This window comes from Anabaena azotica FACHB-119, from assembly GCF_014697625.1.
Classification (GTDB): domain Bacteria; phylum Cyanobacteriota; class Cyanobacteriia; order Cyanobacteriales; family Nostocaceae; genus Trichormus; species Trichormus azoticus_A.
Window position 1 is genome coordinate 48,532 of sequence record NZ_JACJSG010000036.1, and the last position, 24,661, is coordinate 73,192.

The window sequence follows — 24,661 nt, forward strand, 5'->3', positions numbered from 1 at the left end:
GGACGCTACAGAAGTTGCAGACAACATCTGTATTCCTTAATCAGTTAATAACTGACCCTGGGAGTTAGGTAATTAATTGTGATCTATTTAGTTGATTCATAGTTATATCCACGGCAAAATTTCTGGATTACGCAAACTTTAAAAAACTTAATGATTTAGCGATCGCGATCGCATTTGCTAAACCAATACATTTAGATACAGGACTTACGCACCAAGGTTATCTGTTGAGACAGGGTGTAGGGGGGTAAGGGTGTAAGGGTGTAAGGGTTTTAAAGATTTACACCCCTATACCCCTATACCCCTATACCCTTGCCCAAACCCTTGATTTTTCGTTTTTATGCGTAAGTCCTAAGATAAAAATAATTAACCGCCGATACACGCCGATAAAGGCCGATAAGCACAGTAGTAGGGTGCGTCAGATGTGAAAAATCCTTGAATATGTACGAAATTATTGGGGCTGACGCACCCTACAGTTAGTTTGGTTATGACAGTTGCGTAAGTCCTAAAGTAATTAACCGCCGATACACGCCGATAAGTCAAGATGTTTTCTCAGATACTTAAAGCCTTATCGCCCAGTCCCCAATCCCCAGTCCCCAGTCCCCTATATAATTAATCTTGCTTCATCACCTATTACTTTTACCTTGAGTTCTATATTTTCTTTTCAATCTCTAGCTCGGTGTAGTCAAACAAAAGCTAGAGTCGGTGTATTTTCCACTCCCCACGGTATTGTGGAAACTCCCCGGTTTATGCCGGTGGGGACGCTGGCGAATGTGAAAACTGTTACCCCAGCCCAGCTTCAGGACACTGGGGCGCAGATGATTTTATCTAATACTTATCATCTCCACCTGCAACCAGGGGAAGCCATTGTCGCTGGTGGTGGGGGTTTGCATAAATTTATGGGCTGGAATGGGCCGATACTTACCGACTCTGGTGGGTTTCAGGTTTTCAGCTTAAGCGAGATGCGGAAAATTAGCGAAGAAGGTGTAACTTTCCGTTCTCCCCACGATGGACAAATTATTAAGTTAACACCGGAACGCTCGATAGAGATTCAAAATACTTTAGGGGCTGATGTCATCATGGCTTTTGATGAATGTCCCCCCTACCCAGCTACTCGCCAAGAAGTAGAAGCGGCGACGGAACGAACTTACCGTTGGTTGGAACGTTGCATTAGCGCCCATCAGCGTCAGGATCAGGCTTTGTTTGGCATTGTCCAAGGGGGGGTATATTTGGATTTACGGGCGAAGGCTGCTAATGCTTTGACGCAGTTTGATTTACCTGGATATGCTATCGGTGGTGTGAGTGTAGGGGAACCGCCGGAGTTGATGGCGCAAATTGTCCAAGCCACAGCCCCATTGTTACCACCAGACAAACCCCGTTATTTGATGGGTGTGGGAACTTATCGGGAAATGGTAATTGCGATCGCCTCTGGTATAGACTTATTTGATTGCGTTATTCCCACCCGTTGGGCGAGACATGGGACAGCAATGGTCAAAGGTGAACGTTGGAACTTAAAAAATGCTAAGTTTCGTGAAGATTTTACGCCAATGGATGAAACTTGCCCTTGTTATGCTTGCCAAAATTTTACTCGTGCTTACATCTCTCATTTAGTGCGATCGCAAGAAATTTTAGCTTACACATTATTGAGCATTCATAATATTACCGAACTCATCCGTTTTACCCAAAAAATTCGTGAAGCAATATTAAGCGATCGCTTCCTTGAAGAATTTGGTCACTGGTTAAACGCACCAGAGATAGGGACTGGGGACTAGGGACTGGGAAATAATTGTTGAAATATGAAAAATATTAACGTAACGCGAAAGTCCCCACCCTCTCTGCGAGACGCTACGCGAACAACTTTCGTAGGGTGGGGATGAATAGCGCTTGACAACGATTGCATCTGGAATTCATTTTTCTTGGTAAAAACAAATTCCGGATGTATGACGAAACCCCAGGATTTTCTGATAGAATTGTTGGGTCTTTGCCACCAATGCCATAAGCGAAAACCAAGCTGTATAGGTAAGTGTAGCAAGAGAAAGATTTGGGTCTTGGGAACCAGGACTCCTGCCCTTGGAGGGAATGTCAGACCAAAAAAACTACGGAGTTTTTGAGGCTATCCCCGATGAATTGGGAAGCTCAGACTTCAGCCGTAGGCAAGTCTGAGTAGTTCACGATACTTCTCAATTATTAAACGCTGTGTTGGATTAGTGGATTTAAATAAATATGGAAGCAGCACTCTTACTCGCAAAATTGCCTGAAGCTTACCAAATTTTCGACCCCTTGGTAGATGTTCTCCCTGTAATTCCCGTTTTCTTTTTATTGCTTGCTTTCGTATGGCAAGCTGCTGTTGGATTTAGGTAAGTTAAGCTTTAACCAATCATTAGGACAGGTGTTTTACCTGTCCTATTTTTTATGTTTCTGCTCTGTTGATAATTCTTAATTTTTTGTAATAATTTGCATAAATTCAGTAATAATGTGTATATGGCTTGGGTAGCTTGCAGTTAACGAGGAATTAGGCAGTTATGGGTAATATCAAATTTGTTAAAGAAAATAAAGAAGTGATAGCGGCGGATGGTGCTAATCTGCGCCTGAAAGCAATAGAAAATGGCGTTGACATCTATAAATTTTTTGGCAAATTGACCAATTGTGGTGGCGCAGGTCAGTGTGGGACTTGTATTGTCGAGATAGTTGAAGGAATTGAAAATCTTTCCACGCCTACCGATGTGGAAAACAGGATGTTGAAGAAAAAGCCAGCAAATTACCGCTTGGCTTGTCAAACCTTAGTAAATGGCCCCGTCAGCGTAGTTACTAAACCCTAAAGTATTGACGGTTGAGGAAGTAAAAAAAAAGAGCTAACACTGGCATCGTTGATGCTATTCTAAAGTTGTTGACTGGAAATTAGAGAGAGGCTTCCTTGCCATGCAAGTTAATGACTTGGGGTTTGTTGCGAGCATTCTGTTCGTGCTAGTCCCCGCCGTGTTTTTAATTATTCTATATATCCAAACAGCCAGCCGCGAAGGTAAAAAAGATTAGTTAAATCAAGTTCGGCTAATTACTTACGATATGGTTGGTTTACTCGGTAATAGGTAATAGCTAATTGGTAATTGTTTTCTACCATTACCGATTACCCATTACCAATGACCAACCACAACAAAATGATAAGTTTTTAAACGGACATAACATTAATTGCTTTTTCTACAAAATAAGAAACCCCTATACCCGATGGTTAAGGGGTTTTTTATTGATCAACCGCTAAAACATTTAAGGCTTACGCACCAAAGTTATCTGTTGAGACTGGGTGTAAGGGTTTAGCTGACTTTTCACGGGATCTGGAAGACCTCTCTCCAAACCTCTCTCCTACAAGGAGAGAGGCTTTGATTTCTCCCCCTTCCCTACTAGGGAAGGGGGCTGGGGGGTTAGGTCTGTCGTTAGCTTTTCCACATGACGTGAAAAGTCAGAAGGGTGTAGGGGTACAAGGGTTTTGAACACCTACACCCCTATACCCCCATACCCCTATACCCTTGTCCAAACCCTTGATTTTTCGTTTTCATGGGTAAGTCCCAAACATTAAGCACTTGTCCTTGCTAATAATACGGGACAGGTAGCGTTGATGCGAACATAGTCTGACAGGGAAGCGCCGATGAGTCTGTCGATATCAACGAAACTTTTAGCCACTGACGGACGGCGATCGGGAGAACCGAGTAATAATAGGTCTACATTCAAATTATCTGCTAGGCGACAGATTTCTTCGCCTGGTTTACCGCTACTGATATAACAGCGAGTTTGGACACCATATTTTTGTGCTTCCGCCACTGCTGCTGCTAAGATAGGATTTTTGTCAGGGTTGATTTCTGCCGGTTCTGAGTTTTTACCCCGTAAATCTGTAGTGACGTTAGCCAACAATAATTGACTACCGGGAATACCCCGCAGTAAGAACAAAGCCAAATTTAAGCAATGTTTGGCTGCGTCGGAATTGTCCATCGCTACCATGACACGCTTAATTCTTTTAACATAGATGTCATCTTTCACCAACAACATGGGGCGAGAAGACAACTGGAAGACATACTGACTCACAGAGTTCGATAAAATTGATTGCAGACGCTTGAGTCCCCGTGAACCCATAATAATTAAGTCAGCGTCAATTTCATCCGCTACCTGACAAACCACATCTTTAGGATCGCCTTGGCGCAAAATTGAAGAAACCTGGCTAGGATCTAAATTCAAAGTTTGAATTGCATTCGCCAGAATTTTGCCGCCTTCCTCCCATTTATCTGTCATCGCCGATGATGTAGTTTGGGGAGTAACTACGTGCAGAACTGTCACTTTTGCAGATTGGATTGATGGCACTTCTTTTAAAGTTTTGAGCATCTCTTCTGCGTGTCCCAATCCAGAAACAGCGAGCAAAATCTTTTCTATCATCGTTAGTTCTTGTTCTTAAGGTTGATTGATTTTTAATTTTTGTTCTAGGTTCGGATGAATTTTTCATCACGTAGCTCAACAACCTAGTATTTAGGCTAGCACAATTCAAATTTTTAGCTATTAGTAATTAACACTCAAAATCATAAATCTTTTCAATGTGTTAATCTTTGTTCTCATTTGCTTGTGCTTTGTCGCTCTACTGTTTAACTAGGTTCCGATAATTAAGCTTACTCTCAATATTGCCTGATGCACTTCACAATTAATGATAATATTTATGATTTTTAACGTATATTAAATATTTTTAATTAGAAAAGGGTTAAGTATTGCAAAGATAAGGCTTTAATGATGCTCCCTGATAATGAAGCCTCTCATGTATTTACGGAGATGATACCCATATCAATAGATTTCTTTTATATTTAAAATAGACAAAAAGAATTATGATTGTAATAAGTAGTTTTTAACTGCTGTGTTTTGACTTTAATCAGTAAAGTTAGCTTTTACGAATTTTTATATAGTTAAATGAGACGAATATATAAATTTATGTAAATTAGTTGAGCTTGTTGGTTAACCAAACTGAGCAGTTTTGGGCAATTAGGCGATCGCTAGATGATAATCAGAGTTAGTATGGAAGCGATCGCCAGAGCATCACTAATATTTGAGGATTTATCGCTGCATCCACTGATTTTCGCCTAATTCGTTAATCATTGCGTAAATCCCGAATCAAATGATAACTCTTCACACATAGCTGTAAATATTCATACTGACGCACAATACTAACAGCCATATTACACAAAGGAACGCAGAGAAATCTCTTTGCGCCCTTTGCGTTTAAAAACCTCAAGCTACATCTGGCAATAAACCATTATGCTTGAGCAAAGAAACCGTACTCGGTTCCCGTCCCCGGAACTCCTCAAACACCTCCATTGGATGTTTGCTACCACCAAGCGCTAACACAGTATCTCGATAACGCCTACCTGTAGCTTTTACAGCCTCCTCATTTTCCAGACCAGCATCTTCAAAAGCCGCAAAAGCATCAGCACTTAATACTTCAGCCCACTTGTAGCTGTAATATCCCGCCGCATAACCACCTGCAAAGATGTGTCCAAAGGCGCACAAGAAAGAATCCTCCGGTAACGGCGGTAAAACGGTAGTATTCTCAGCTACACGATGACGCACATCGGCAGCAGTTTCATTACCACCTGGACGATAACGAGCGTGTAATTCTATATCTACACTACTAAAGTGGAGTTGCCGTAAGATAGCGCTACCACTCATATAATTACGTGCCGCCAGCAGCTTTTGATAATAATGTTCTGGGAGAGGTTCGCCAGTTTCGTAATGTTTAGCCAAGCTAAACAAGGTCTGACGCTCATAACACCAGTTTTCCATAAACTGGCTTGGTAGTTCCACAGCATCCCACTCTACATTATTAATGCCTGCGGCCCCGGTGTAGTTAACCTTGGTGAGCATATGATGTAACCCATGACCAAATTCATGGAATAGGGTTTCCACTTCGTAGAAGGTCATCAAGCTGGGTTTACCATCCACTGGTGGAGTTTGGTTACATACCAAATACGCCACAGGTAAGCGCACAGAAGTAACACCATTTTCCGTGATTTTGGCACGGTTGATACAGGTATCCATCCATGCACCGCCACGCTTTTCGGCGGGACGACTGTAGGGGTCGAGGTAGAAATAGGCAATGGGGCTACCGCTTTCATCAGCAATTTGGAAATAACGCACATCCTCATGCCAGACTGGGGCTTGACCATCGGCTGGGGTGACGGTGATACCAAACAACCGATTTACAAGTCCAAATAAGCCGTCTAGAACTTGGGGTAGGGGGAAGTAAGGACGCAGTTCTTCGGCGGTGAAGGCAAACTTTTCTTCCCGTTGACGTTCTGCCCAAAAAGGAATATCCCAATGTCGTAATTCTGCGGCTTCTGGCGCACCTTTGCTAGCAGCAAACGCTTTGAGTGCTTCTAAATCTTTCACGGCTGCGTCGTAACTAGCACTGCGTAATTCTTCTAACAGTGCTTCCACCGCTTCCACATTAGAAGCCATTTTACTAGCCAAGCTCAACTCAGCATAATTTGGGAAAGCTAATAAATTCGCTAATTCTTGCCGCAGTTCTAAAATTCGTTCGATGAGTGGGTTGTTATCTAACTCACCAGATGAGGCGCGGGTAATAAAAGCTTTGTAGAGCTTTTCTCGTAAATCGCGCCTTGTACTATGCTGCATGAAGGGGTTGTAGCTGGGGATGTCTAGTGTAATGCGCCAAGGGCCATTTTCTGGTGTGGCGTTTTCTTCACCAGCCGCCCTTGCTGCTTGTGCGGCTAAACTAAGTAAACTTTGGGGTAAGCCGTCGATTTCTGCTTTAGTTGTGAGGGTGAGGCTAAAGGCTGTGGTGGCATCAAGCACATGGTTAGAGAACTTAGTCGAAAGTTCTGCTAATTCCATTTGAATGGCATTGAAACGTTCCTTTGCTTCGCCTTGTAAGCCCACACCGGATAGTTCCGCATCCCGAATAGCTGCTTCCACAATTCGCTGTTGGGCTGAGTCTAAAGTATCCCAACTATCGCTGGCGCGGAGTTGTTTAAAAGCGTTGTAGATGGGTTGGCTTTGTCCCAACTGGTTAATAAACTGTACAACCCCAGGTTGTACCGCTTCATGGGCTGCACGTAGTTCTGGGCTATTTTTCACACCCATTAAATGGTTCACTATGCCCCAACTCCAAGTCAGCCGTTCGGTTAACTTTTCTAGTGGTTCAACTAAGCCCTGCCAAGTAGGCTGTATGTTAGCTTCCAAGGTGGTGAGTTCTTGTTCAAGTTCTGCCAATAGCTGTTGAAAGGCTAGTTCTACTTGTTCTGGCTGAATTTGGGTGAATGGAGGTAAGCCAGAACCTGTGAGTAAGGGATTATGAGTAATGGTGGTATTTGCACTCATGGTTAAATGTGAGCCGCATGAAATGGGTAACTATATTCTTCTAATGTAGCGATCGCAGCCAGATTTCGGCTTGCCATAATGCCAAAATGCCCAGAAAAATCATCTTAGTAACTATAAGCACTGAAGCAAAAAATGGTAGGCTCACTGTTGTAGCTGTGTGTAGGAGTTTTCCTGTGACTCAAGTTATTCAGGATTTATCAGCACCCGACTTAGTGACCACCCTTGAAAACAACATATTTGCAATTTTTACATACTATGCCCAAGCTAACAATACTGAGTTTTACTTTGGCTCTAATATGATTCGTTTTGTGACTGGGGTAGCTACTCCACTTTTGAATGGTGTTATCCGTACCCAGTTGCAACCACAAGAAATAGATACAACCATTAGGGAAACGCTTGAATACTTTAGTACCAAGCAACTACCGATGTTATGGTGGACGGGGCCAGCAACTCAACCACCTGATTTGGGTAAGTATTTAGAAGCCCAGGGATTAATTAATGTAGGGATATTGTCGGGAATGGCGATTGATTTATCGGTTTTACCGCCAGAAACACCTGTGAAGGCTGATTTCGTGATTACAACCGTTAGTGATCAACAAAGTTTAAAATATTGGACAGAAATAGTAGCGATCGCTTTTGAAATTCCTGATACACAATGGGATGCCTTTTATAACTTAGAGTTAAGCCTGGGTTGGGAATCAAAAACATTTATCCGCTTTATTGGTTATGACAATGATTTACCCGTCGCCACCTCAGCATTATACTTAGATGGACAGGTAGCTGGGCTTTATTATGTCGCCACACGCCCAGAAGCACGCAGAAAAGGTTTTGCTAAAGCAATTGTATTAGCTGCACTATACAAAGCCCGGAGTCTGGGATACCTTGTAGCTACATTGCAAGCATCACAGATGGGAATCAATATATATCGCCAGATAGGATTTCAGGAGTACTTTCCAGTCACAATATATTCGGTAGCAGATTAACAGCACAATATGCAGTGTCAGAAATTGGCTTTGTTATATCATGTCCGCTTAAATACTTATCATATATTGGGGGCTGGTAATAGGTAATGGGTAATCGGTAATGGCTCGCAACAATTACCTATTAGCTATTACCAATTACCGACCAAAACAACCATATTATAAGTAATTAGCCGAACTTGATATTACGCAAAAGTTCAGTTTCGTTACCACAGGATTGAGTTTCGTTACGAATACAATTGATTTCGTTACCACGCGGTTCAGTTTCGTTACCAAACGAAAATTTAGACCATATAGTCAAATTTATTTAACTAACCGCTTGACCTCAAACCCACGCAAACCTTCCGGTTCTTCATATTCAACCTTGACATCTTGAACCACAGCAGCCGGCGGCCCTACATGACACCAACGTACCATTTCTTCTACAATTTCCCGCGCCCCTTCAAAAACTGCTTCTACACGTCCATCGGGAAGATTTCGCACCCAACCAGTTAACCCTAATTGGCTGGCGGTATCAACCGTGGCATAGCGATAGCCTACCCCTTGCACTCTCCCAGCAATGAAGACATGAGCGCGAACGAGCTGCGACTGTGGTGTAGAATTTGGCATTGACCTATCTATTGTTTACGATTACCAGTCTACATTGTTTGTGAATCAAGAACGGATTTTTTCTATTGAAATCTGCTAATTTTAAATTCCCAATTCTGCACTGCTTATGTCTGAACTACCACCACTGAATACCGATACTATCTGGGGTATTCTCAACGATCAAATCGATGACGCTACAGTTATGCAATTAGTTTGGTACTATTTGGGCTACCGCTATGACTCGGCGACAGCTAAATGGGATAATAGCTCAGTGGCTCCAGAATGGCGAGATGAGTATCCAGAACCGCCAAATTTTCTCGACAGCCGCCCAGCGACGATGAAATTAACTCGTTCAATTCCTCAACAATACAAACAAATCACCAAAGAGAAACTTGGTTTTAAGGGTTACAAAATTGGCACTTTTACACCAAGAGAAACTCGGAGAGCGACTGCTGCTAATTGGTTATTAAGTTATTTGCAGCAAAAAATTGATCAGGGTGCATAATTGTTGGTAATAGCGATATGCTAGGTATCCATTACCTAGCTTTTTTACTGTTTATTACCACAGAGACACAAAGGCACAGAGAAAAAATATTTAGATTTTTATTCTATTTTAAAAGTATTATAGCAGATGGTAGGCAATGCCCAACCTCAGTTTAAACTGCTTCTTGAATAAGAAAAATATTGTTGATATAAGACATTGGTATATATTCGATTAATAACATCATATTTAATGTTAGGTATTGAGTTTTTGGTAAAAATTGATTATTTGAGATTATCTATCTAATGATAGTAGACAATACAAAACAGTTGAAACATCAGCTTTGAGAGAAATTGATTACCAATAAATAAACTATTGATATATGTAAGCATACATCTCTTGATAGAGGAAGAGTTGCATAATTATTTCCGATGACCGATTTGCAAATTGATTAATAATTTAGAAAATATTTAATATCCGCATTATATATTTTACATAATTTTATGGCAAAGCCCATTGAATTTAATCTATTTGCACCATATAACAAAGGCGCTGCCTTAATTGGTTCTTTTTCTGATTGGCAAGAAATACCAATGGAAAAAGGAGATGATGGTTATTTTCGGACAACTGTTGAATTAGAAGACGGTACTTATCAATATAAATTCCGTGTTCAGACAAAATCATGGTTTTTTGAAGCAGACCAATGGGTAGATGTTACAGACCCCTACGCCACTAATATTGATGAATTAAGTGGCAAAGATAACGGCATTGTCACCATCAAAGATGGTGAAAGAATCGTTGATACTTATGTTTGGCAACATGATGATAAACCTTTACCAGCAGACCATGAATTAGTAATTTATGAATTACACGTTGGAGATTTTTCCGGCGGAGAAGATGACCCCTATGCAAGGGGCAAATATAAACACGTGATTGAAAAGTTAGATTATTTGTGTGACTTGGGTATCAATGCTATTGAACTATTACCTGTAAAAGAATATCCTGGTAATTATAGTTGGGGTTATAATCCTCGCTATTTCTTTGCTACTGAAACCAGTTATGGTTCTACGGCTGAGTTAAAAAACTTAGTTGATGAATGCCATCAACGGGGTATTCGCATCATTATGGACGGGATTTATAACCATTCAGAAGCATCCAGTCCGTTAACACAAATAGACCATGATTATTGGTATCACCATGAACCCCGTGACCCTGACAATAACTGGGGGCCTGAATTTAATTACGAACATTATGATGAAAATTTAGACATTTACCCAGCAAGAAAATTTACTGGTGATACAGTCCGATTTTGGGTGAAAGAATACCATATAGATGGCATTCGCTATGATGCGGCGCGGCAAATAGCCAACTATGATTTTATGCACTGGATTACGCAGGAAGCAAAAAATACTGCTGGTGCAAAACCCTTTTATAATATTGCTGAACACATCCCAGAAACAACCAGCATCACTAATGTAGATGGGCCAATGGATGGATGCTGGCATGATAGTTTCTACCACACAATTAAAGCCCATATCTGCGGTGATAGTTTTGATTTAGAAAACCTTAAAGATGTAATTGACCCCAAGCGTCAGGGCTTTTTGGGTGCGACAAATGTAGTCAATTATCTCACAAATCATGACCATGACCATATTATGGTCGAGTTGGGTAATCGAGAAATTTTCCATGAGGAAGCTTTTAGAAGGGCTAAACTAGGCGCAGCTATTTTGATGACAGCCGTAGGTGTGCCTTTAGTTTGGATGGGTGAAGAGTTTGGCGAATATAAACCCAAGCAACAAGACCAAGCTAAAATTGATTGGACATTGTTAGGCAATGACCTGAATCGTAGTTTATTTGACTACTATAAAGGACTGATTGCTTTGCGTAAGAGTAATCATGCCTTGTATACAGAAAATATTGACTTCATCCACGAAAATGCAGAAGCTAAGGTATTAGCCTACAGTCGTTGGAATGAAGAAGGTTCTCGTGTGGTAGTGGTGGCAAATTTCTCCGAAACCTTCTTAGCTGGTTATCATGTCCCCAATTTTCCCTCCGGTGGTACATGGCATGAGTGGACTGGGAACTATGATGTGGAAGCTGGTGATGATGGCATCATGACTGATATCGGCCCTTATGAAGCTAAGGTGTTTGTTTGGCAGTAGAAAGACTGCTGAGTGCTGAGTAGTGTCATGGTCTTGGTGGGCATTGCCCACCCTACTTTTATTTCAGTATATACAGCATATTTTGGGTAGATGAGGTACAAGTGTAGAACCCAAAACCAAGTAGAGACGTTACATGTAACGTCTCTACAGTATTTCACGAATATCGAAACTGCTGTAAATAAAAGTTGCAGGAAACAACTGACAAGGGCAGCGCGGTAGAATTAAATAATGTCTAGTATTTTTGACTTAACTCCTGAATTTGCGTTGTACATTTCCTCTACAATATGGATGGTCAATACGCTCGCAATATCATTCAGGGAATCTCAAGAACTTTTCTATGCACAATAAATTAACTAACGCCAATATTGAAAATTATCACATTCTATTAACTCCGAACGAAGTAAAAGCAAAGTTGCCATTAACCGCAGATGCTGAAAAAACTGTCTTGCAGTTCCGAGATGAAATAGAAAAAATCTTAGATTTTCAAGATAGACGCAAGTTTATCGTAGTTGGGCCTTGTTCGATTCATGACCCTAATGCAGCGCTAGAATATGCCCACAAGTTAAAAGCTCTAGCCGATCGCGTCCAAGATAAGCTACTGTTAATCATGCGGGTCTATTTTGAAAAACCCCGCACTACCGTAGGTTGGAAAGGTTTAATTAATGATCCAGAAATGGATGATTCCTTCCTTGTAGAAAAGGGTTTACTGCTGGCTAGAGATTTACTGATCAAGCTGACTGAGTTAGGATTGCCCACAGCTACGGAAGCGTTAGATCCCATCGTACCACAATACATTGGTGAGTTGATTACTTGGGCAGCGATCGGCGCACGTACTACAGAATCGCAAACTCACCGGGAAATGGCAAGCGGTCTTTCCATGCCTGTAGGTTTTAAAAATGGCACTGATGGTAATATTCAAGTGGCTTTAAATGCGTTACATTCTGCTAGAATGCCCCATAATTTTTTAGGTATTAACCCTGAAGGACAAGTAAGTATATTTGAAACTAAAGGTAATGCCTATGGTCACGTAATTTTGCGGGGAGGTAATCAGCCTAATTTTGATGCGGAGAGTGTTAAGGAAGTAGAAAATAAATTAAAAGAGGCTAAGTTACATTCTAGAATTGTTATTGATTGTAGTCATGGTAATACTAATAAGAATTACAAGTTGCAATCTGCTGTGTTAGAGAATATTGTCCAACAAATAGTTGATGGCAATACATCAATTGTGGGGATGATGTTAGAGTCAAATTTATCCGAGGGTAATCAGCCTATTAACTGTAAACGGGAAGAATTAAAATATGGTGTTTCTGTAACTGATCCCTGTATTGGTTGGGAGGAAACAGAAAGGATTATTTTGGCTGCTTATGACAAGCTGAGGTAATTAGTTTGTAGTAAGGACTAAAGTCCTTACTACAAACCTCGAATTGCTCTACAAAATCGTACCGATTTCTTTGAGATAAACTCTTGTGAATGGTTCCTCTGCGCCTAAAGTGTAATCTTCTATTAACCCTTTGCGCCGAATGGAAACACTGTTTTCTTTTTTAATCACGACGGTGGAACCATCGATGACATCCCGCGCTAACATCATTTCTGTTTCAGTGGGATCTTCTAACACTACTAGATTACTGCCGTAATAAAACATCCCGTCTTCTGCGAGAATATCTTGGGGATATTCTGCTATTAATAAATCGAGTTTGGGATTACGCAGCAAACTTTGGATGTTGCTATTGTAATCTTCGCGCAGGACTTTTTGCGATCGGTTGACGAAAACTCCATCACGACAAACTGCACCTATTGTCCATTCTGGATGTTGCAGGAGAATGTGGTCAATTGTGGTTTGCAGTTCCTGTACGGTTATTTTGTTAAAAGTGATAATCGGGATTCTGGCATCTACACCAGAGGCAAAAAAGGTTTCTAAAATGTGGGAAGGTACGTCAACACTATCACCTACAGCCGGGTTTAGGTGCATCATTACGCCTGGTGCGGCGTTGATTTCGATGATGGCAAAGTTACCCTCTTTCCAAGATTCGGCAAGGCTTTCGGTCATGACATCAATACCCAGACAAGTGAGGCGAAAATATTGGGCGATATCTTGCGCCAGGATGATATTGTCATCATGAATGGTGTGGGTGGCATTGATGCTCATCCCTCCGGCGGAAAGGTTCGCAACTTTCCGCAAGTGAACGGTTTCGCCTTTATCAAGGACTGTTTTTAATGACAGGCGCTGTTCTTCTAGATAGTGTTCCATCGCATCATCGACGATGATTTTACTCATCGGTGATGTGGGAGTATCTAAACGCGCCGGTTTGCGGTTTTCTCGCTGAATTAATTCCCAAATGGTTGAGTCGCCATCACCTATGACTGATGCGGGATGGCGTTCTGTGGCGGCGACAAATCGACCGTTAACACACAACAAACGAAAATCTTTGCCTTTGATGCTTTGTTCGACAATTATTCTTGTGGGTTCGTTGTCGGGAATGGCGGCTAATGCTCTATCGTAAGCTTTTTCTAGTTCATCTCCATCTTGTACGTCTGCGGTGACACCAATTCCTTTATGTCCCACTACTGGCTTGACTGCTACTGGATAACCAATGTCTCTGGCTACTTGTCTGGCTTCTTTTTCTGAGTAAACAATTTCACCTTGGGGGACGGGAAAACCCAAGGTGTTGAGAAATGCTTTGCAGTCGTCTTTACGGGTGGTAAAGTCAGAGTCAATATGGCTGTCGCAGTTGAAGGTTGTGGCTACACCCCGGATATGTTTTTTTCCCCAGCCGTATTGCATTAGCCCTTCATCCCACAGGTAGAATGTGGGTATACCTTTTTCGTAGGCTGTCCGTAATAAGGCGTAGACTGTGGGGCCGCCGTAAACAGATTGACGGAATCTATTTTGCAAGGTGACAAGCTGGTCATCCCAGAAAAATTCATCGTCTTGGGTGATGGCTTCAAACCAGTCCCAAACTAGGTAGACTACTGATCTAATTGTGCGTTCGTGCAGTGCTTGCACGGCAATTCTTGAGTAGCGATGACCTACGGTCGGTCGGAGACCATCGCCACTTTTTACACTCCAGCGATTCAGGTGTAAATTCATGTCTAATTTGCCCACTTCGGATACTGTTTGGGCAAATAAGTGAGCATAGGTTTCATGGTTTTGGTCGCGCAGATGGGGATAGCGATCGCCTACTTTCGTTACATAATCTCCAATAGGTAAAGGCTCTCTATCTGGCACTACCGCAAAATCAAATACTAGCGCCCCCGTATCCAAACTAGGGTTAGGCCCTGCATAATACCGATAGTTGAAGAGATCAAATACATCTGTCTTTCTGGCATTAATGCGGACTAATTCGGTGCTTGTTTCCTGAACCATTGATGCTAAACCTCTGGCTAAACACCTCTAAATTTAACGTTTATTTCAACTAATGAACCTTAACCATCGAAGATTACTTAGATGATAATTTTGACTGTAATTAATTTACAGTCTGACTGTTTGAAGTTAACTTTACTCATCAGCATTTTCAACTATCGTAAGGCATAATTACACTAGTATTTAGCTCAGTATCTTGTCCTGAGTCCTGTCAACCGTCAACAAAAATATAACCTTTGAAGGGTGTAAGGCTGGTCAAAAATTTATATAAAGAAAAGGATGGTTACGAGAGACAGTCAAGTTATGAATAGCACACAAACTGACCTCAGAGACGAAATTAGACAACTTGCAGAAGAAGCTTTTCACATGAAACTGATTTCCGGTCACGGAGATGGCCCGGATATAGAAGAATACCAAATTGTTTATCAAGGTAAACCCAGACATCTGCCGTTAGAACAAGCAAGGTTTTTTTTGATGAACCTTCTCTACAGAAACCGCGTTGTCTAAACAGGTTGAATTAAATTTTTACTTTCTGCTGACTTGAAAGCATTTTTGATGGAATTTAGGCAAATAAATATTCCAGTAATAGGTAATTAATTGGCAAGATTACCTATTACGAATTAAATCTATATATGTATTAATTGGTAATTATTGACTATTTTATCAATATTTTTTACAAGAAAATTCAGCAATTCTCTACCTAGCTTATCTATCGGATGGGCGATTTGATACCTATGAATGTCATGCTTTATTGATAATACATAAATGAATTTATTTTAGGAGTTATTATGGCTGCGGCTGAAAATAAACGGCAGTTGGTAATTATTGGTGGTGCAGAAGATAAAGAAGGTGATTCGCAGATATTACGGGAGTTTGTCCGACGGGCAGGTGGTACAAAAGCTAATATTATAATTATGACTGCGGCGACAGAGCTACCAAGAGAAGTAGGAGAAAATTATATTAGAGTTTTTGAACGCTTGGGTGCGGAAAGCGTGCGGATAGTTGATACAGAAACTCGTGAAGATGCTGCTTCATCGACTGCATTGGAAGCAGTTAGTAAAGCAACAGGTATATTTTTTACAGGCGGAGATCAAGCCCGCATTACTAGTATTCTTAAAGGAACTGAACTGGACAAAGCAATTCACGAACGCGCTGCGGAAGGTATAGTTATTGGTGGTACTAGTGCCGGCGCGGCTGTTATGCCGGATAAAATGATTGTTGTTGGTGATTCAGAAACCAATCCTCGTTTAGAGATTGTAGAAATGGGGCCTGGGTTGGGTTTTCTTCCAGGCGTAGTTATTGACCAACATTTTTCTGAACGCGGACGGTTGGGACGCTTAATTACAGCCTTAATTAGAGAACCTGTTGTCTTAGGATTTGGGATTGACGAGAATACAGCTATGGTTGTGACTGACAACCAAATTGAAATTATTGGGCAAGGTTCAGTCACAATTGTCGATGAATCAGAGTCCACATACAACAACATGGATGAAATTCTCAGAGATGAAGCCTTAGCAATTTGTGGCGCAAAACTGCACATTTTGCCACATGGTTTTAAATTTGACCTGAAAACCCGCAAGCCTATTTTAAATAATGGTGTTGCGGTGGATGCTGTACCTGTTGCTTCTGCTAGTTAACGTGAGTTCGACCAGTGCGGTTTTGACCTCACCCCCAACCCCTCTCCTACAAGGAGAGGGGTGTAAGACGGTGATTTTTTCGTTTCTCCTCCCTCTCCTCGTAGGAGCTACAGTGTACACACAAGTCATATAAACTTGTCCCACGGCGTTTTGATCCCCCCTAACCCCCCTTAAAAAAGGGGGGAAGCTCTCAAAGTCCCCCTTATTAAGGGGGATAATGGGGGATCAAATGATCTGTTTGGCTCAACATAGAGATGTGTGTACACCGTAGCCTCGTAGGAGAGGGAGGTTGGGAGGGAGAGGTTCATCGAACTCACGTTAGTTAGTGCTGGGGACTGGCGACTGGGAAAGGTTATCAACTGTATTTAGGGGATAACTTTTCATTAATCAAAAGAAACTTTTTGTGTTGACGGTTAACTGTTAACCGTCAACCGTCAACACATTTCTAATTTACAACTTGACTGCCGTGGCTGCGAGGATCGTCTTGACTACTGATAGGTGCAACTGGGGCGGAGACTTTAGAAACTTTTCCACTAGCTTGAGCATAGGGTAAAGCGGAACCAGTTACTAAGGCTTCTAAGTTATTAGCCATAATTGTACGCGGTTGATCGCCGATCGCCTGAGCTAAACTTTCCCCTGCTTTGTTTAAAAATACAAAATGGGGAATACCATCCACCCGATATTTGAGCATTTCTGGCAACCACTTAGTATTATCCACGTTCAGCATGACAAAATTCACCTTGTCTGCATACTGTTCTTCCAATGCGGCGATATCTGGAACCATTTTTTGGCAGACAGTACACCAGTCAGCATAAAACTCTACCATTGAAGGCTTACCGTTGCTAATCGCCACTTCCAGAGGTGTGGAAGCTTGATTTAACTTTTCTAGGGAGACAGCAGTTGTTTCCGTCCGTAATCCTAAGAATAAAGCCACGCCGAGAGCGATCGCCACAATAGCAATCAAAAAGTTTCTCAACCGCTTTCCCGCCGTAGTTTCTCGCTTACTAGGTGAATCTGTAGTCATAACAAAATTTATTAAATCTTATTAAGTAATCTCATTTTTAGTGTAACTGACTATTGACAGTTGTCAGTTGACAGGTGACAGGTGACAGGTGACAGGTGACTATTGACTATTGACTACTGACTATTGACTAATGACTATTGACTATTGACTAATGACTATTGACTAATTACGCTACAACAGAGAAAGAAACAACTCTGCTAAATCTGTGAAAAAACGAGTTACTCTCACCTTCCCCAAACGTGCTATACAAATGCCAGTGACTTATGTGCTGGCGAAGGATTTTAATGTGGCTGCAAATATTATCCGCGCTCAGGTTGCGCCTAATCAAATTGGCAAACTGGTGGTGGAATTGTCGGGAGATATTGATCAGCTAGATGCGGCTATAGAATGGATGCGATCGCGCCATATTCATGTATCTCTTACTTTAGGGGAGATTGTGGTTGATGAAGATGTATGCGTTCACTGCGGTTTGTGTACTGGGGTTTGTCCGACAGAAGCGTTGACTTTACACCCAGATACCTATAAGTTAACCTTCACGCGATCGCGTTGTATTGTCTGTGAGCAGTGTATACCTACCTGTCCTGTACAAGCAATCTCCACCAATCTTTAACTTAATTGGAACACATCGGCGATTACACTATCATCACCCAGCAATCTCTCCTTTGCGGGAGAGTCATAAACAACCAATATTGAAGGTACACCGGAGATATCATCAAATAATGTTATCCCTTCAGCATGGTCATTGCGATCGCCATAGGCAATTTCTTGGAATAACTTCGGTCTATTGAGAATATTTTCTTGTAAATTCACACCGTTTTCTAACCGATAAATTTGGACTGGCCCATCTAAATCCATAGTTGGGCCAGCTAAAATCAACAAGTCTTTATCGACTACACACAAATCACGAATTCCCAACCCATTCAACCAAACAAAATATTTTTTATACCCTTGTTTTTTTTCGCCAATCTTGCCTAATTTCATCAAACCAGAGCTAGAATCTTCTAACTCGATTTCTAAAATTATTGCCCAACCACGCAACACAGGCCCGCGCAAACCCAGAAAAACCTTATTTTCATAAACCGCCAAACCTTCAACGTCAAAGCCGTTATCTTTCCCTGGAATCGCAGCTTCCACAAAAAAACCTAAATGCGGATCATCAGCCAAAGCCGACATCAAAATATTTCCTTGCTTTGTTAACTCTAATTTTGCTGCAATTAACTGCTGATTGGGATTGTTTGGATGAGGACAAGATTTATACAATTGCCCATTGACAAGGGGAATCCTGCCCAAAACGTAGCGGTTTCCTTCTGAGGCAACTTTTGCTAATCGAGAAATATTTTCCTCATCAGTTTTGTCTGATTTAACATTTTTACGTTTGTAGCTATGAGAACCAACAAACCACAAGTAATTATCAGCATAGGCTAATCCTTCAATATCAATCTCTTCATCTTCTGGTGCTGGTAAATCGATAAATTCTGCTACCCTAAATTGTTGGTGGTTCGTAAATTTACCGCTATCAGCCAAAGATAAACGCTCAATTGTGGTAGTTTCATCTGAACCCAACCATAAATGCTGATTTTGAGTCAGTAATACAGCCGAAATATCTTCTCTATGCTTCTGAAAACTATTAGTAAATGTCAGCGTCACTTTCTGAAGTTGCTGTAAGTCTACCATCTCATCGAACCTCTGAGGTTAGGGATATAACTTTTCATGGTATCTGGAAAACCTCTCTCCAAACCTCTATCTTAAAAAGAGACTGGCTTTAATTTCTGCAAAAATATCTTTATTTGTAGTATCCGTAGTATGAGTAATGCCCACTGTATCATGATTTTGATGAGTAATACTCACCCTAAGTATATTTTACAAACCACGTATTAATTCTATATCTAGAATTGAGCTTAATTATACTTACAAAGAAGGATTTACTCGAAAAAAACATATCAAAAGATAGATAGCAAATTTTCACTAATCCTATTATTTGCTATCATTCAATAACCTGCTTAAATAAATAATTACTATCAATGATGAAAGTAGCTACAGAAACCAAAGTAGAAACGCTTGGAGATTATGCTTACGAAGCTATTCAAAAACACTTTAAGAAAACCCTAAAGTGGGAAAAAGCTGTTAAGAAAGATGAAGACCCAGAAGCATTACACCAGATGCGAGTAGGGATGCGTCGGTTACGTACAGCTATTAGCAGATTTGGTATAGCCTTAAATTTGTCGAAACCAGCCAATGATAAAAATATTGGTAAAATTGCCCGTCGTCTTGGTAATCTACGAGACTTAGATGTTTTAAAAGAAACTTTAGAAACCACTTATCAGCCAAATTTACCCCAAAAAGAACAAAAAACCCTACAAAAAGCCTTTGATGCTTTAAGTAAACAAAGAGAAAGCGCTTTAGAGAAAACCCTAGAAACCTTGAAAGATGAATCTTATAAGTCTTTAAAACAGACATTAGAAGACTGGTTAGAAAAACCTAGTTATCAACCATTAGCATCTTTACCAATTAAGCAAGTATTACCAGATTTGTTATTACCAGAAGTCAGCACTTTCTTACTGCATCCTGGGTTATTAGTAGGAACTCATGTTGTAGAATCTGAGGTAAAAATTCGCACTGACTGGAAAGCCGATAAAGTAGAAGAACAATTAACAACAAAAGGCGAGACTATTCACAGTTTGCGAAAACAAGCCAAGCGTGTGCGCTACCAAATGGAATTATTTACTGAGTTATATAGTGAAGCTTACGCGGCATATATTACAGAAGTCAAAAGTATCCAAGACATTCTAGGTAATATTCAAGACAGCATGGTTATGGGTGAGTGGCTGGTAGAGGTCTTTAAGTCAGAACTGAATGATGAATTACCAACTCTGGCTAAATTAGTCGCAGAAAATCGCTTTCATTGGTGGCAACAATGGCAACCTTTACAAGAAAAATACCTAACAGCCGAAAATAGGCATAACTTTCATATGACAATATTACAACCTGTTTAGTCAGTTGTCAGTTGTCAATGCTATCTCCATCATCCAACCCTGGGGTACAAGAGTCATAATCAAACTAAATGTAAGGTGCGTCAGCACCAATAATTTCCTACACATTCAAGGATTTTCCACATCTGACGCACCCTACCCCAAGTGCCATATCAAAATCGGCAAATTAACAATCAAATACATGGAAAAGTTACTAGTCATTAGTTAATTAACCAATGACTAATGACTAATGACTAATGACTAAATTATTCTTCCTCTGGTATGATTTGATTAATGCTGATAACCCAAGGGATGCCTTGGTTAACTGGCGAACTAATACTAATTTTTGCTTGGTTAGCAAAGCGCTTCAACTTATTAGCTAAGTAAGGAACTACCATCATGATATTTTGGTAGCTTTCGATATCATGACAGACCATAATTAGCATGAGAATGCCGCCATTTACTTTAAAATACCAATGGCAACTGGATAGTAAAATCCGTACCGTTTGCTTACAAGCTAAATAAAAGCTTTTCTTCGTCGTCTCTTCTAATTGACTAAGTAATATTTCACTAATTAGCGTTGTTTTATGAGTAGGAAAATCATCGGGGGAGAGATATGGTTGTTTCATAGAACTTCACCCTTATTTTGTAGAGTAAAATACTGATGTAAACTGAACAACTAAGAGATGATTATAGAGTCATCTTTAGTTACTAACTTACATGAGGTGGAAAAATTGCTTAGTGTGAAATCCGTTCACTCTCATACAACTGTTTTAAGTTGAGTTTCTCTAGTCTCTCATTTTCAACAGATTTCTTTAGCAATCACTCAACAAAAATCAACATTGGTTATGCGGTTACATCTTGTTTTTTTTAGTATTCAACCTAAACATCAATATCACCATCCCCTTACAGGTTGAGTTCCTTCATTAGTCAATAGTGGAGATATGTAATAATTACCTAAACTCCTCTACGTTAGGCAGAATAAATTAACTTGAGTTCGACAAGCGTTGTTTTGACCTCTCCCCCAACCCCTCTCTCTTGAAAAGTTCTGATCGCCGGAAGCCGGCGCTCAGACTTTTCGCTCCTACGAGGAGAGGGGAGTAAGAGGTCATTTATAAAGTAAATATTAAGTAGTGGCGTGTCTAACCTAAAATGTGGCATTAGATTGGGAAAAAATCGAACGCAGATGAACGCAGATGTTGGCGCAGCCTTTGCTACGCAACACTACCGCGTACCCGCAGGGTACGCAGATGAGTAAGATGATAGATTTTCGCACCCTACCCCAAGTTTCAGTTGCGTAAGTCTTGATTAAGTTTTAAAAAGCATTACTCATTTTTGACTTTAATAACTGAATAGCTATATACTAAATAAGTATTTACTGCCGCTCCTATCAATTGTGAATGGGAAGGCTTTCTCCGAAACGCTACAAGAATATTTCGAGATCAAGTTTGGCTAAATTAGTGATTTCTTTAGTCAGAAATCATAGTGAATAGGTAATTATTTTCTACCATCATCAATTACCAATTACCTATTACCAATTACCAAGTTATAGCCATTCCCATCTTAGCGAGAACAAATTTCAACAATTCAGAGGTAGTTTATGCGGATCATGATGATACAACCCAACTATCATTCTGGTGGTGCGGAAATTGCTGGAAATTGGCCGCCGAGTTGGGTTCCTTATGTGGGTGGGGCGTTGAAGACAGCAGGCTTCACTAATATCCGTTTTATTGATGCGATGACGGATGATATTCCCGATGATGTGTTAGCTAAAATAATCGCCCAACATCAACCAGATGTAGTGTTAGCTACGGCGATTACACCGATGATTTATCAATCCCAAAAAACCCTGAAGATTGTCAAAGAAGTTTGTCCCCAAGCAACGACAATTATGGGTGGGATTCATCCTACTTATATGTATAGTGAGGTTCTCAATGAAGCGCCTTGGGTAGATTATATTATCCGAGGGGAAGGGGAAGAAATTACAGTTAATTTGCTCAAGGCGATCGCCAATGGTACAGATAAGAGCGATGGCGTTCCGCCCACCGTAGGTGAACGCCATGATATATTAGGTATAGCCTTCCAAGAATCAGGCAAAGTCATCGCCACACCAGCCCATCCCCCCATTGCTGATTTAGATACTCTAACCCCAGATTGGAGTCTATTAGACTGGAGTAAATATATATACACTCCGCTTAACGTGCGGGTAGCTGTTCCCAACTATGCTAGGGGATGTCCATTCACTTGTCGCTTTTGTTCTCAGTGGGCATTTTGGCGGAAATATCGTTCCAGCAGTCCCAAAAAATTCGTTGATCAGATTGAAATCTTGGTTAAAGAACACAAGGTAGGCTTTTTCATTCTGGCTGACGAAGAACCAACAATTAACAAACCCAAATTTATCGCCCTGTGTAATGAGTTAATCGAAAGAAACTTAGGCGTTCACTGGGGAATTAATACTAGGGTGACAGATATATTACGAGATGAGCAAGAATTACCACTTTACCGTCAAGCCGGACTAGTTCACGTTTCCTTGGGGACAGAAGCTGCGGCGCAGTTAAAGTTGAATTTGTTCCGTAAAGAAACGACTATCGAACAAAACAAACGGGCGATTCAACTTTTAAGGCAAAATGGCATTGTTGCCGAAGCTCAATTTATTATGGGTTTGGAGAACGAAACCCCAGAGACTATTGAAGAAACCTACAACATGGCGTTAGATTGGAAAGCCGACATGGTAAACTGGAATATGTTTACCCCTTGGCCATTTTCCGAATTATTTCAGGATTTGGGCGATCGCGTAGAAGTTAGAGATTATTCTCAATACAACTTCGTCACCCCCATCATGAAACCAGACGCAATGGAAAGGGAAGACGTTCTCAAAGGTGTATTACGCAACTACGCCCGCTTTTATCTCCGTAAAACCTTCGAGTATTGGTTTGTCAAAGACTCTTTCAAACGCAGGTATCTTTTAGGTTGCTTGAAAGCATTTGTCAAAACCACCCTCAACAAACGCTTCTACAACCTCAACCGAGTCAAATATAAAGGTTTACACACAGAAATTGAGCTAGGTTTTGATGAGTCCAAGATTCTCACCCGTGAACAAATAGCCCAACGCAAACAAGAACATCCCGAACTCATGGCAGATGTAAATTTCACCGGAAATATTTCTGCTTGCGGCGCACCCAATGATCTAGAATATCACGAACCACAAGAAGATTTACCTACAAGTAAGCCTATTAATTGATACTTTGGGAATTGGTAATGGGTAATGGGTAATTGGTAATTGGTAATGGGTAATGGGTAATTGGTAATAGTAGAAAACAATTACCTATTCGCTATTACCCTTTACCGAATTAAGAGGAATACTGCTGTAAAATCGAAGTCAAAGAATTATGCTTACGCCAATCTAATAAGTCAACCAAGGACTCCTTGCCATCCTCAAAGGGATTTCTCTGTTCTGATTGCATAACTGTAATTATAGGTTTCTGGGTAGTCTGCTTCCGTCTGGTCGGCCGTGATGTTTGGCTTGGTGCAGAAATGGGCTGAGTCTGGATAACAGGCGGTTGTTTGCGGGCGCGGGTTGGTGTAGATGGCGCTTGATAAAAAATAGCCTGTCGCTTTTGGACTTGAGGACGCTGTGGTGGCGGGTTAAGTAAACGAAAAATTACTAAGCTACCACTGGCACAACTGAGAGCGATCGCTACTATCATCCATAAAGGTAGAGGATTGCTATTCTCAGAAGTAATTGTAGTAATTGGTTGCTCAACTACTGCTGGCACTGGTTCTGACTCGAAAGGTTCCACATCTCCCACATGGGCTATGCTATGCAAAGCCATACCAGCCGTTCCCATAAGTGTTGTAAACACTCCAACCAATAAAAGTAAGGGATGACGTGTCAGCAGATAGATAAAAATTTTATAGCTACTGATGGCTACGGATTTACTACTTTTTAGCACTGCTTTAGGTCTTTTCACCTGATTTAGCTCATGCTTTATGCTCTGATTGTTTTCCATGATCACTTTCAGATTATTTCCCCTCTAGTTCTTGATTGTACTAAAGGGGCGAGCTAAGAGGTATCCGTAGCCGATTTAACGATTTTA

General features: G+C 40.9%; 22 protein-coding genes. 13 read left to right on the forward strand and 9 right to left on the reverse strand.

All coding sequences use genetic code 11. From position 1 onward, the window contains the following. Nucleotides 1-641 precede the first annotated feature (641 nt). The 4 genes from tgt (at nucleotide 642) to psbM (ending at nucleotide 3,030) form a co-directional block, all read left to right on the forward strand. Nucleotides 642-1,769: a tRNA guanosine(34) transglycosylase Tgt gene (gene tgt, locus H6G83_RS23375; RefSeq protein ID WP_190476369.1), complete on the forward strand. Its 1,128-nt coding sequence runs from the start codon at nucleotides 642-644 to the stop codon at nucleotides 1,767-1,769. 451 nt (nucleotides 1,770-2,220) lie between these two features. Next, the gene (locus H6G83_RS23380; protein ID WP_006195022.1) at nucleotides 2,221-2,358 is read left to right on the forward strand and encodes a photosystem II reaction center protein K; all 138 of its coding nucleotides are present in this window, start codon (nucleotides 2,221-2,223) and stop codon (nucleotides 2,356-2,358) included. A 161-nt stretch (nucleotides 2,359-2,519) separates the two neighbouring features. Then, nucleotides 2,520-2,816, forward strand: coding sequence for a 2Fe-2S iron-sulfur cluster-binding protein (locus H6G83_RS23385; RefSeq protein ID WP_190476370.1), 297 nt, complete (start codon nucleotides 2,520-2,522; stop codon nucleotides 2,814-2,816). Between the two features lie 100 nt (nucleotides 2,817-2,916). After that, entirely contained in the window at nucleotides 2,917-3,030 is a 114-nt protein-coding gene (psbM, locus tag H6G83_RS23390; RefSeq protein ID WP_017746279.1) for a photosystem II reaction center protein PsbM, read from the forward strand. Nucleotides 3,031-3,564: 534 nt separating this feature from the next. Here the strand turns inward: psbM and H6G83_RS23395 are convergent. Further along, nucleotides 3,565-4,416 (reverse strand): universal stress protein, encoded by an 852-nt coding sequence (locus tag H6G83_RS23395; protein ID WP_190476371.1) that lies wholly within the window; start codon nucleotides 4,414-4,416, stop codon nucleotides 3,565-3,567. An 837-nt stretch (nucleotides 4,417-5,253) separates the two neighbouring features. Next, on the reverse strand, nucleotides 5,254-7,362 hold the full coding sequence (locus H6G83_RS23400) for a M3 family metallopeptidase (protein WP_190476372.1): 2,109 nt from the start codon (nucleotides 7,360-7,362) through the stop codon (nucleotides 5,254-5,256). A 173-nt stretch (nucleotides 7,363-7,535) separates the two neighbouring features. On the opposite strand from H6G83_RS23400, the gene H6G83_RS36290 reads away from it, so the two are divergent. Next, nucleotides 7,536-8,345, forward strand: coding sequence for a GNAT family N-acetyltransferase (locus tag H6G83_RS36290; RefSeq protein ID WP_190476373.1), 810 nt, complete (start codon nucleotides 7,536-7,538; stop codon nucleotides 8,343-8,345). 166 nt (nucleotides 8,346-8,511) lie between these two features. Here the strand turns inward: H6G83_RS36290 and H6G83_RS36040 are convergent, their stop codons facing one another. Together H6G83_RS36040 and H6G83_RS23410 are read right to left on the reverse strand one after the other, a co-directional pair. Next, nucleotides 8,512-8,643, reverse strand: a complete 132-nt coding sequence (locus H6G83_RS36040; protein WP_277876410.1) for a hypothetical protein — start codon at nucleotides 8,641-8,643, stop codon at nucleotides 8,512-8,514. A gap of 2 nt (nucleotides 8,644-8,645) precedes the next feature. Then, on the reverse strand, nucleotides 8,646-8,951 hold the full coding sequence (locus H6G83_RS23410) for an acylphosphatase (RefSeq protein WP_190476374.1): 306 nt from the start codon (nucleotides 8,949-8,951) through the stop codon (nucleotides 8,646-8,648). A 106-nt stretch (nucleotides 8,952-9,057) separates the two neighbouring features. On the opposite strand from H6G83_RS23410, the gene H6G83_RS23415 reads away from it, so the two are divergent. The 3 genes from H6G83_RS23415 (at nucleotide 9,058) to H6G83_RS23425 (ending at nucleotide 12,954) form a co-directional block, all read left to right on the forward strand. Then, a complete protein-coding gene (locus H6G83_RS23415) occupies nucleotides 9,058-9,435 on the forward strand; it encodes a DUF1823 family protein (RefSeq protein WP_190476375.1) in 378 nt (125 codons plus the stop codon). A 479-nt stretch (nucleotides 9,436-9,914) separates the two neighbouring features. Continuing rightward, a complete protein-coding gene (locus tag H6G83_RS23420) occupies nucleotides 9,915-11,573 on the forward strand; it encodes an alpha-amylase family glycosyl hydrolase (RefSeq protein ID WP_190476376.1) in 1,659 nt (552 codons plus the stop codon). A 337-nt stretch (nucleotides 11,574-11,910) separates the two neighbouring features. Next, a complete protein-coding gene (locus H6G83_RS23425) occupies nucleotides 11,911-12,954 on the forward strand; it encodes a 3-deoxy-7-phosphoheptulonate synthase (protein WP_190476377.1) in 1,044 nt (347 codons plus the stop codon). A 48-nt stretch (nucleotides 12,955-13,002) separates the two neighbouring features. Here H6G83_RS23425 and H6G83_RS23430 read toward each other — a convergent pair whose 3' ends face one another. Beyond that, nucleotides 13,003-14,937: an ATP-binding protein gene (locus H6G83_RS23430; RefSeq protein WP_190476378.1), complete on the reverse strand. Its 1,935-nt coding sequence runs from the start codon at nucleotides 14,935-14,937 to the stop codon at nucleotides 13,003-13,005. Nucleotides 14,938-15,237: 300 nt separating this feature from the next. Here H6G83_RS23430 and H6G83_RS23435 point away from each other — a divergent pair, with 300 nt between their 5' ends. Both H6G83_RS23435 and H6G83_RS23440 read left to right on the forward strand, forming a co-directional pair. Beyond that, nucleotides 15,238-15,441 carry a hypothetical protein gene (locus H6G83_RS23435; protein ID WP_190476379.1) on the forward strand — a complete coding sequence of 68 codons (204 nt, stop codon included), beginning with the start codon at nucleotides 15,238-15,240 and terminating at the stop codon, nucleotides 15,439-15,441. 281 nt (nucleotides 15,442-15,722) lie between these two features. After that, complete coding sequence (locus H6G83_RS23440; protein WP_190476380.1) at nucleotides 15,723-16,571, forward strand: cyanophycinase; 849 nt, start codon at nucleotides 15,723-15,725, stop codon at nucleotides 16,569-16,571. A 445-nt stretch (nucleotides 16,572-17,016) separates the two neighbouring features. Here the strand turns inward: H6G83_RS23440 and H6G83_RS23445 are convergent, their stop codons facing one another. Further along, the gene (locus H6G83_RS23445; protein ID WP_190476381.1) at nucleotides 17,017-17,595 is read right to left on the reverse strand and encodes a thioredoxin family protein; all 579 of its coding nucleotides are present in this window, start codon (nucleotides 17,593-17,595) and stop codon (nucleotides 17,017-17,019) included. Between the two features lie 205 nt (nucleotides 17,596-17,800). On the opposite strand from H6G83_RS23445, the gene H6G83_RS23450 reads away from it, so the two are divergent. Next, on the forward strand, nucleotides 17,801-18,205 hold the full coding sequence (locus tag H6G83_RS23450) for an NIL domain-containing protein (RefSeq protein WP_190476382.1): 405 nt from the start codon (nucleotides 17,801-17,803) through the stop codon (nucleotides 18,203-18,205). On the opposite strand, the gene H6G83_RS23455 is transcribed toward H6G83_RS23450, so the two are convergent. Further along, complete coding sequence (locus H6G83_RS23455; protein ID WP_190476383.1) at nucleotides 18,202-19,269, reverse strand: DUF3616 domain-containing protein; 1,068 nt, start codon at nucleotides 19,267-19,269, stop codon at nucleotides 18,202-18,204. The two genes, H6G83_RS23450 and H6G83_RS23455, sit on opposite strands and share 4 nt — an antisense overlap. Nucleotides 19,270-19,619: 350 nt before the next feature. Between H6G83_RS23455 and H6G83_RS23460 the strand changes: the two genes are divergently transcribed. Beyond that, a complete protein-coding gene (locus H6G83_RS23460) occupies nucleotides 19,620-20,588 on the forward strand; it encodes a CHAD domain-containing protein (protein WP_190476397.1) in 969 nt (322 codons plus the stop codon). Nucleotides 20,589-20,830: 242 nt separating this feature from the next. On the opposite strand, the gene H6G83_RS23465 is transcribed toward H6G83_RS23460, so the two are convergent. Then, nucleotides 20,831-21,193, reverse strand: a complete 363-nt coding sequence (locus tag H6G83_RS23465) for a hypothetical protein (RefSeq protein WP_190476384.1) — start codon at nucleotides 21,191-21,193, stop codon at nucleotides 20,831-20,833. Nucleotides 21,194-22,164: 971 nt separating this feature from the next. On the opposite strand from H6G83_RS23465, the gene bchE reads away from it, so the two are divergent. After that, a complete protein-coding gene (bchE, locus tag H6G83_RS23470; RefSeq protein ID WP_190476385.1) occupies nucleotides 22,165-23,805 on the forward strand; it encodes a magnesium-protoporphyrin IX monomethyl ester anaerobic oxidative cyclase in 1,641 nt (546 codons plus the stop codon). 109 nt (nucleotides 23,806-23,914) lie between these two features. Here the strand turns inward: bchE and H6G83_RS23475 are convergent, their stop codons facing one another. Then, nucleotides 23,915-24,535 (reverse strand): hypothetical protein, encoded by a 621-nt coding sequence (locus H6G83_RS23475; protein ID WP_313936843.1) that lies wholly within the window; start codon nucleotides 24,533-24,535, stop codon nucleotides 23,915-23,917. Between the last annotated feature and the right edge of the window lie 126 nt (nucleotides 24,536-24,661).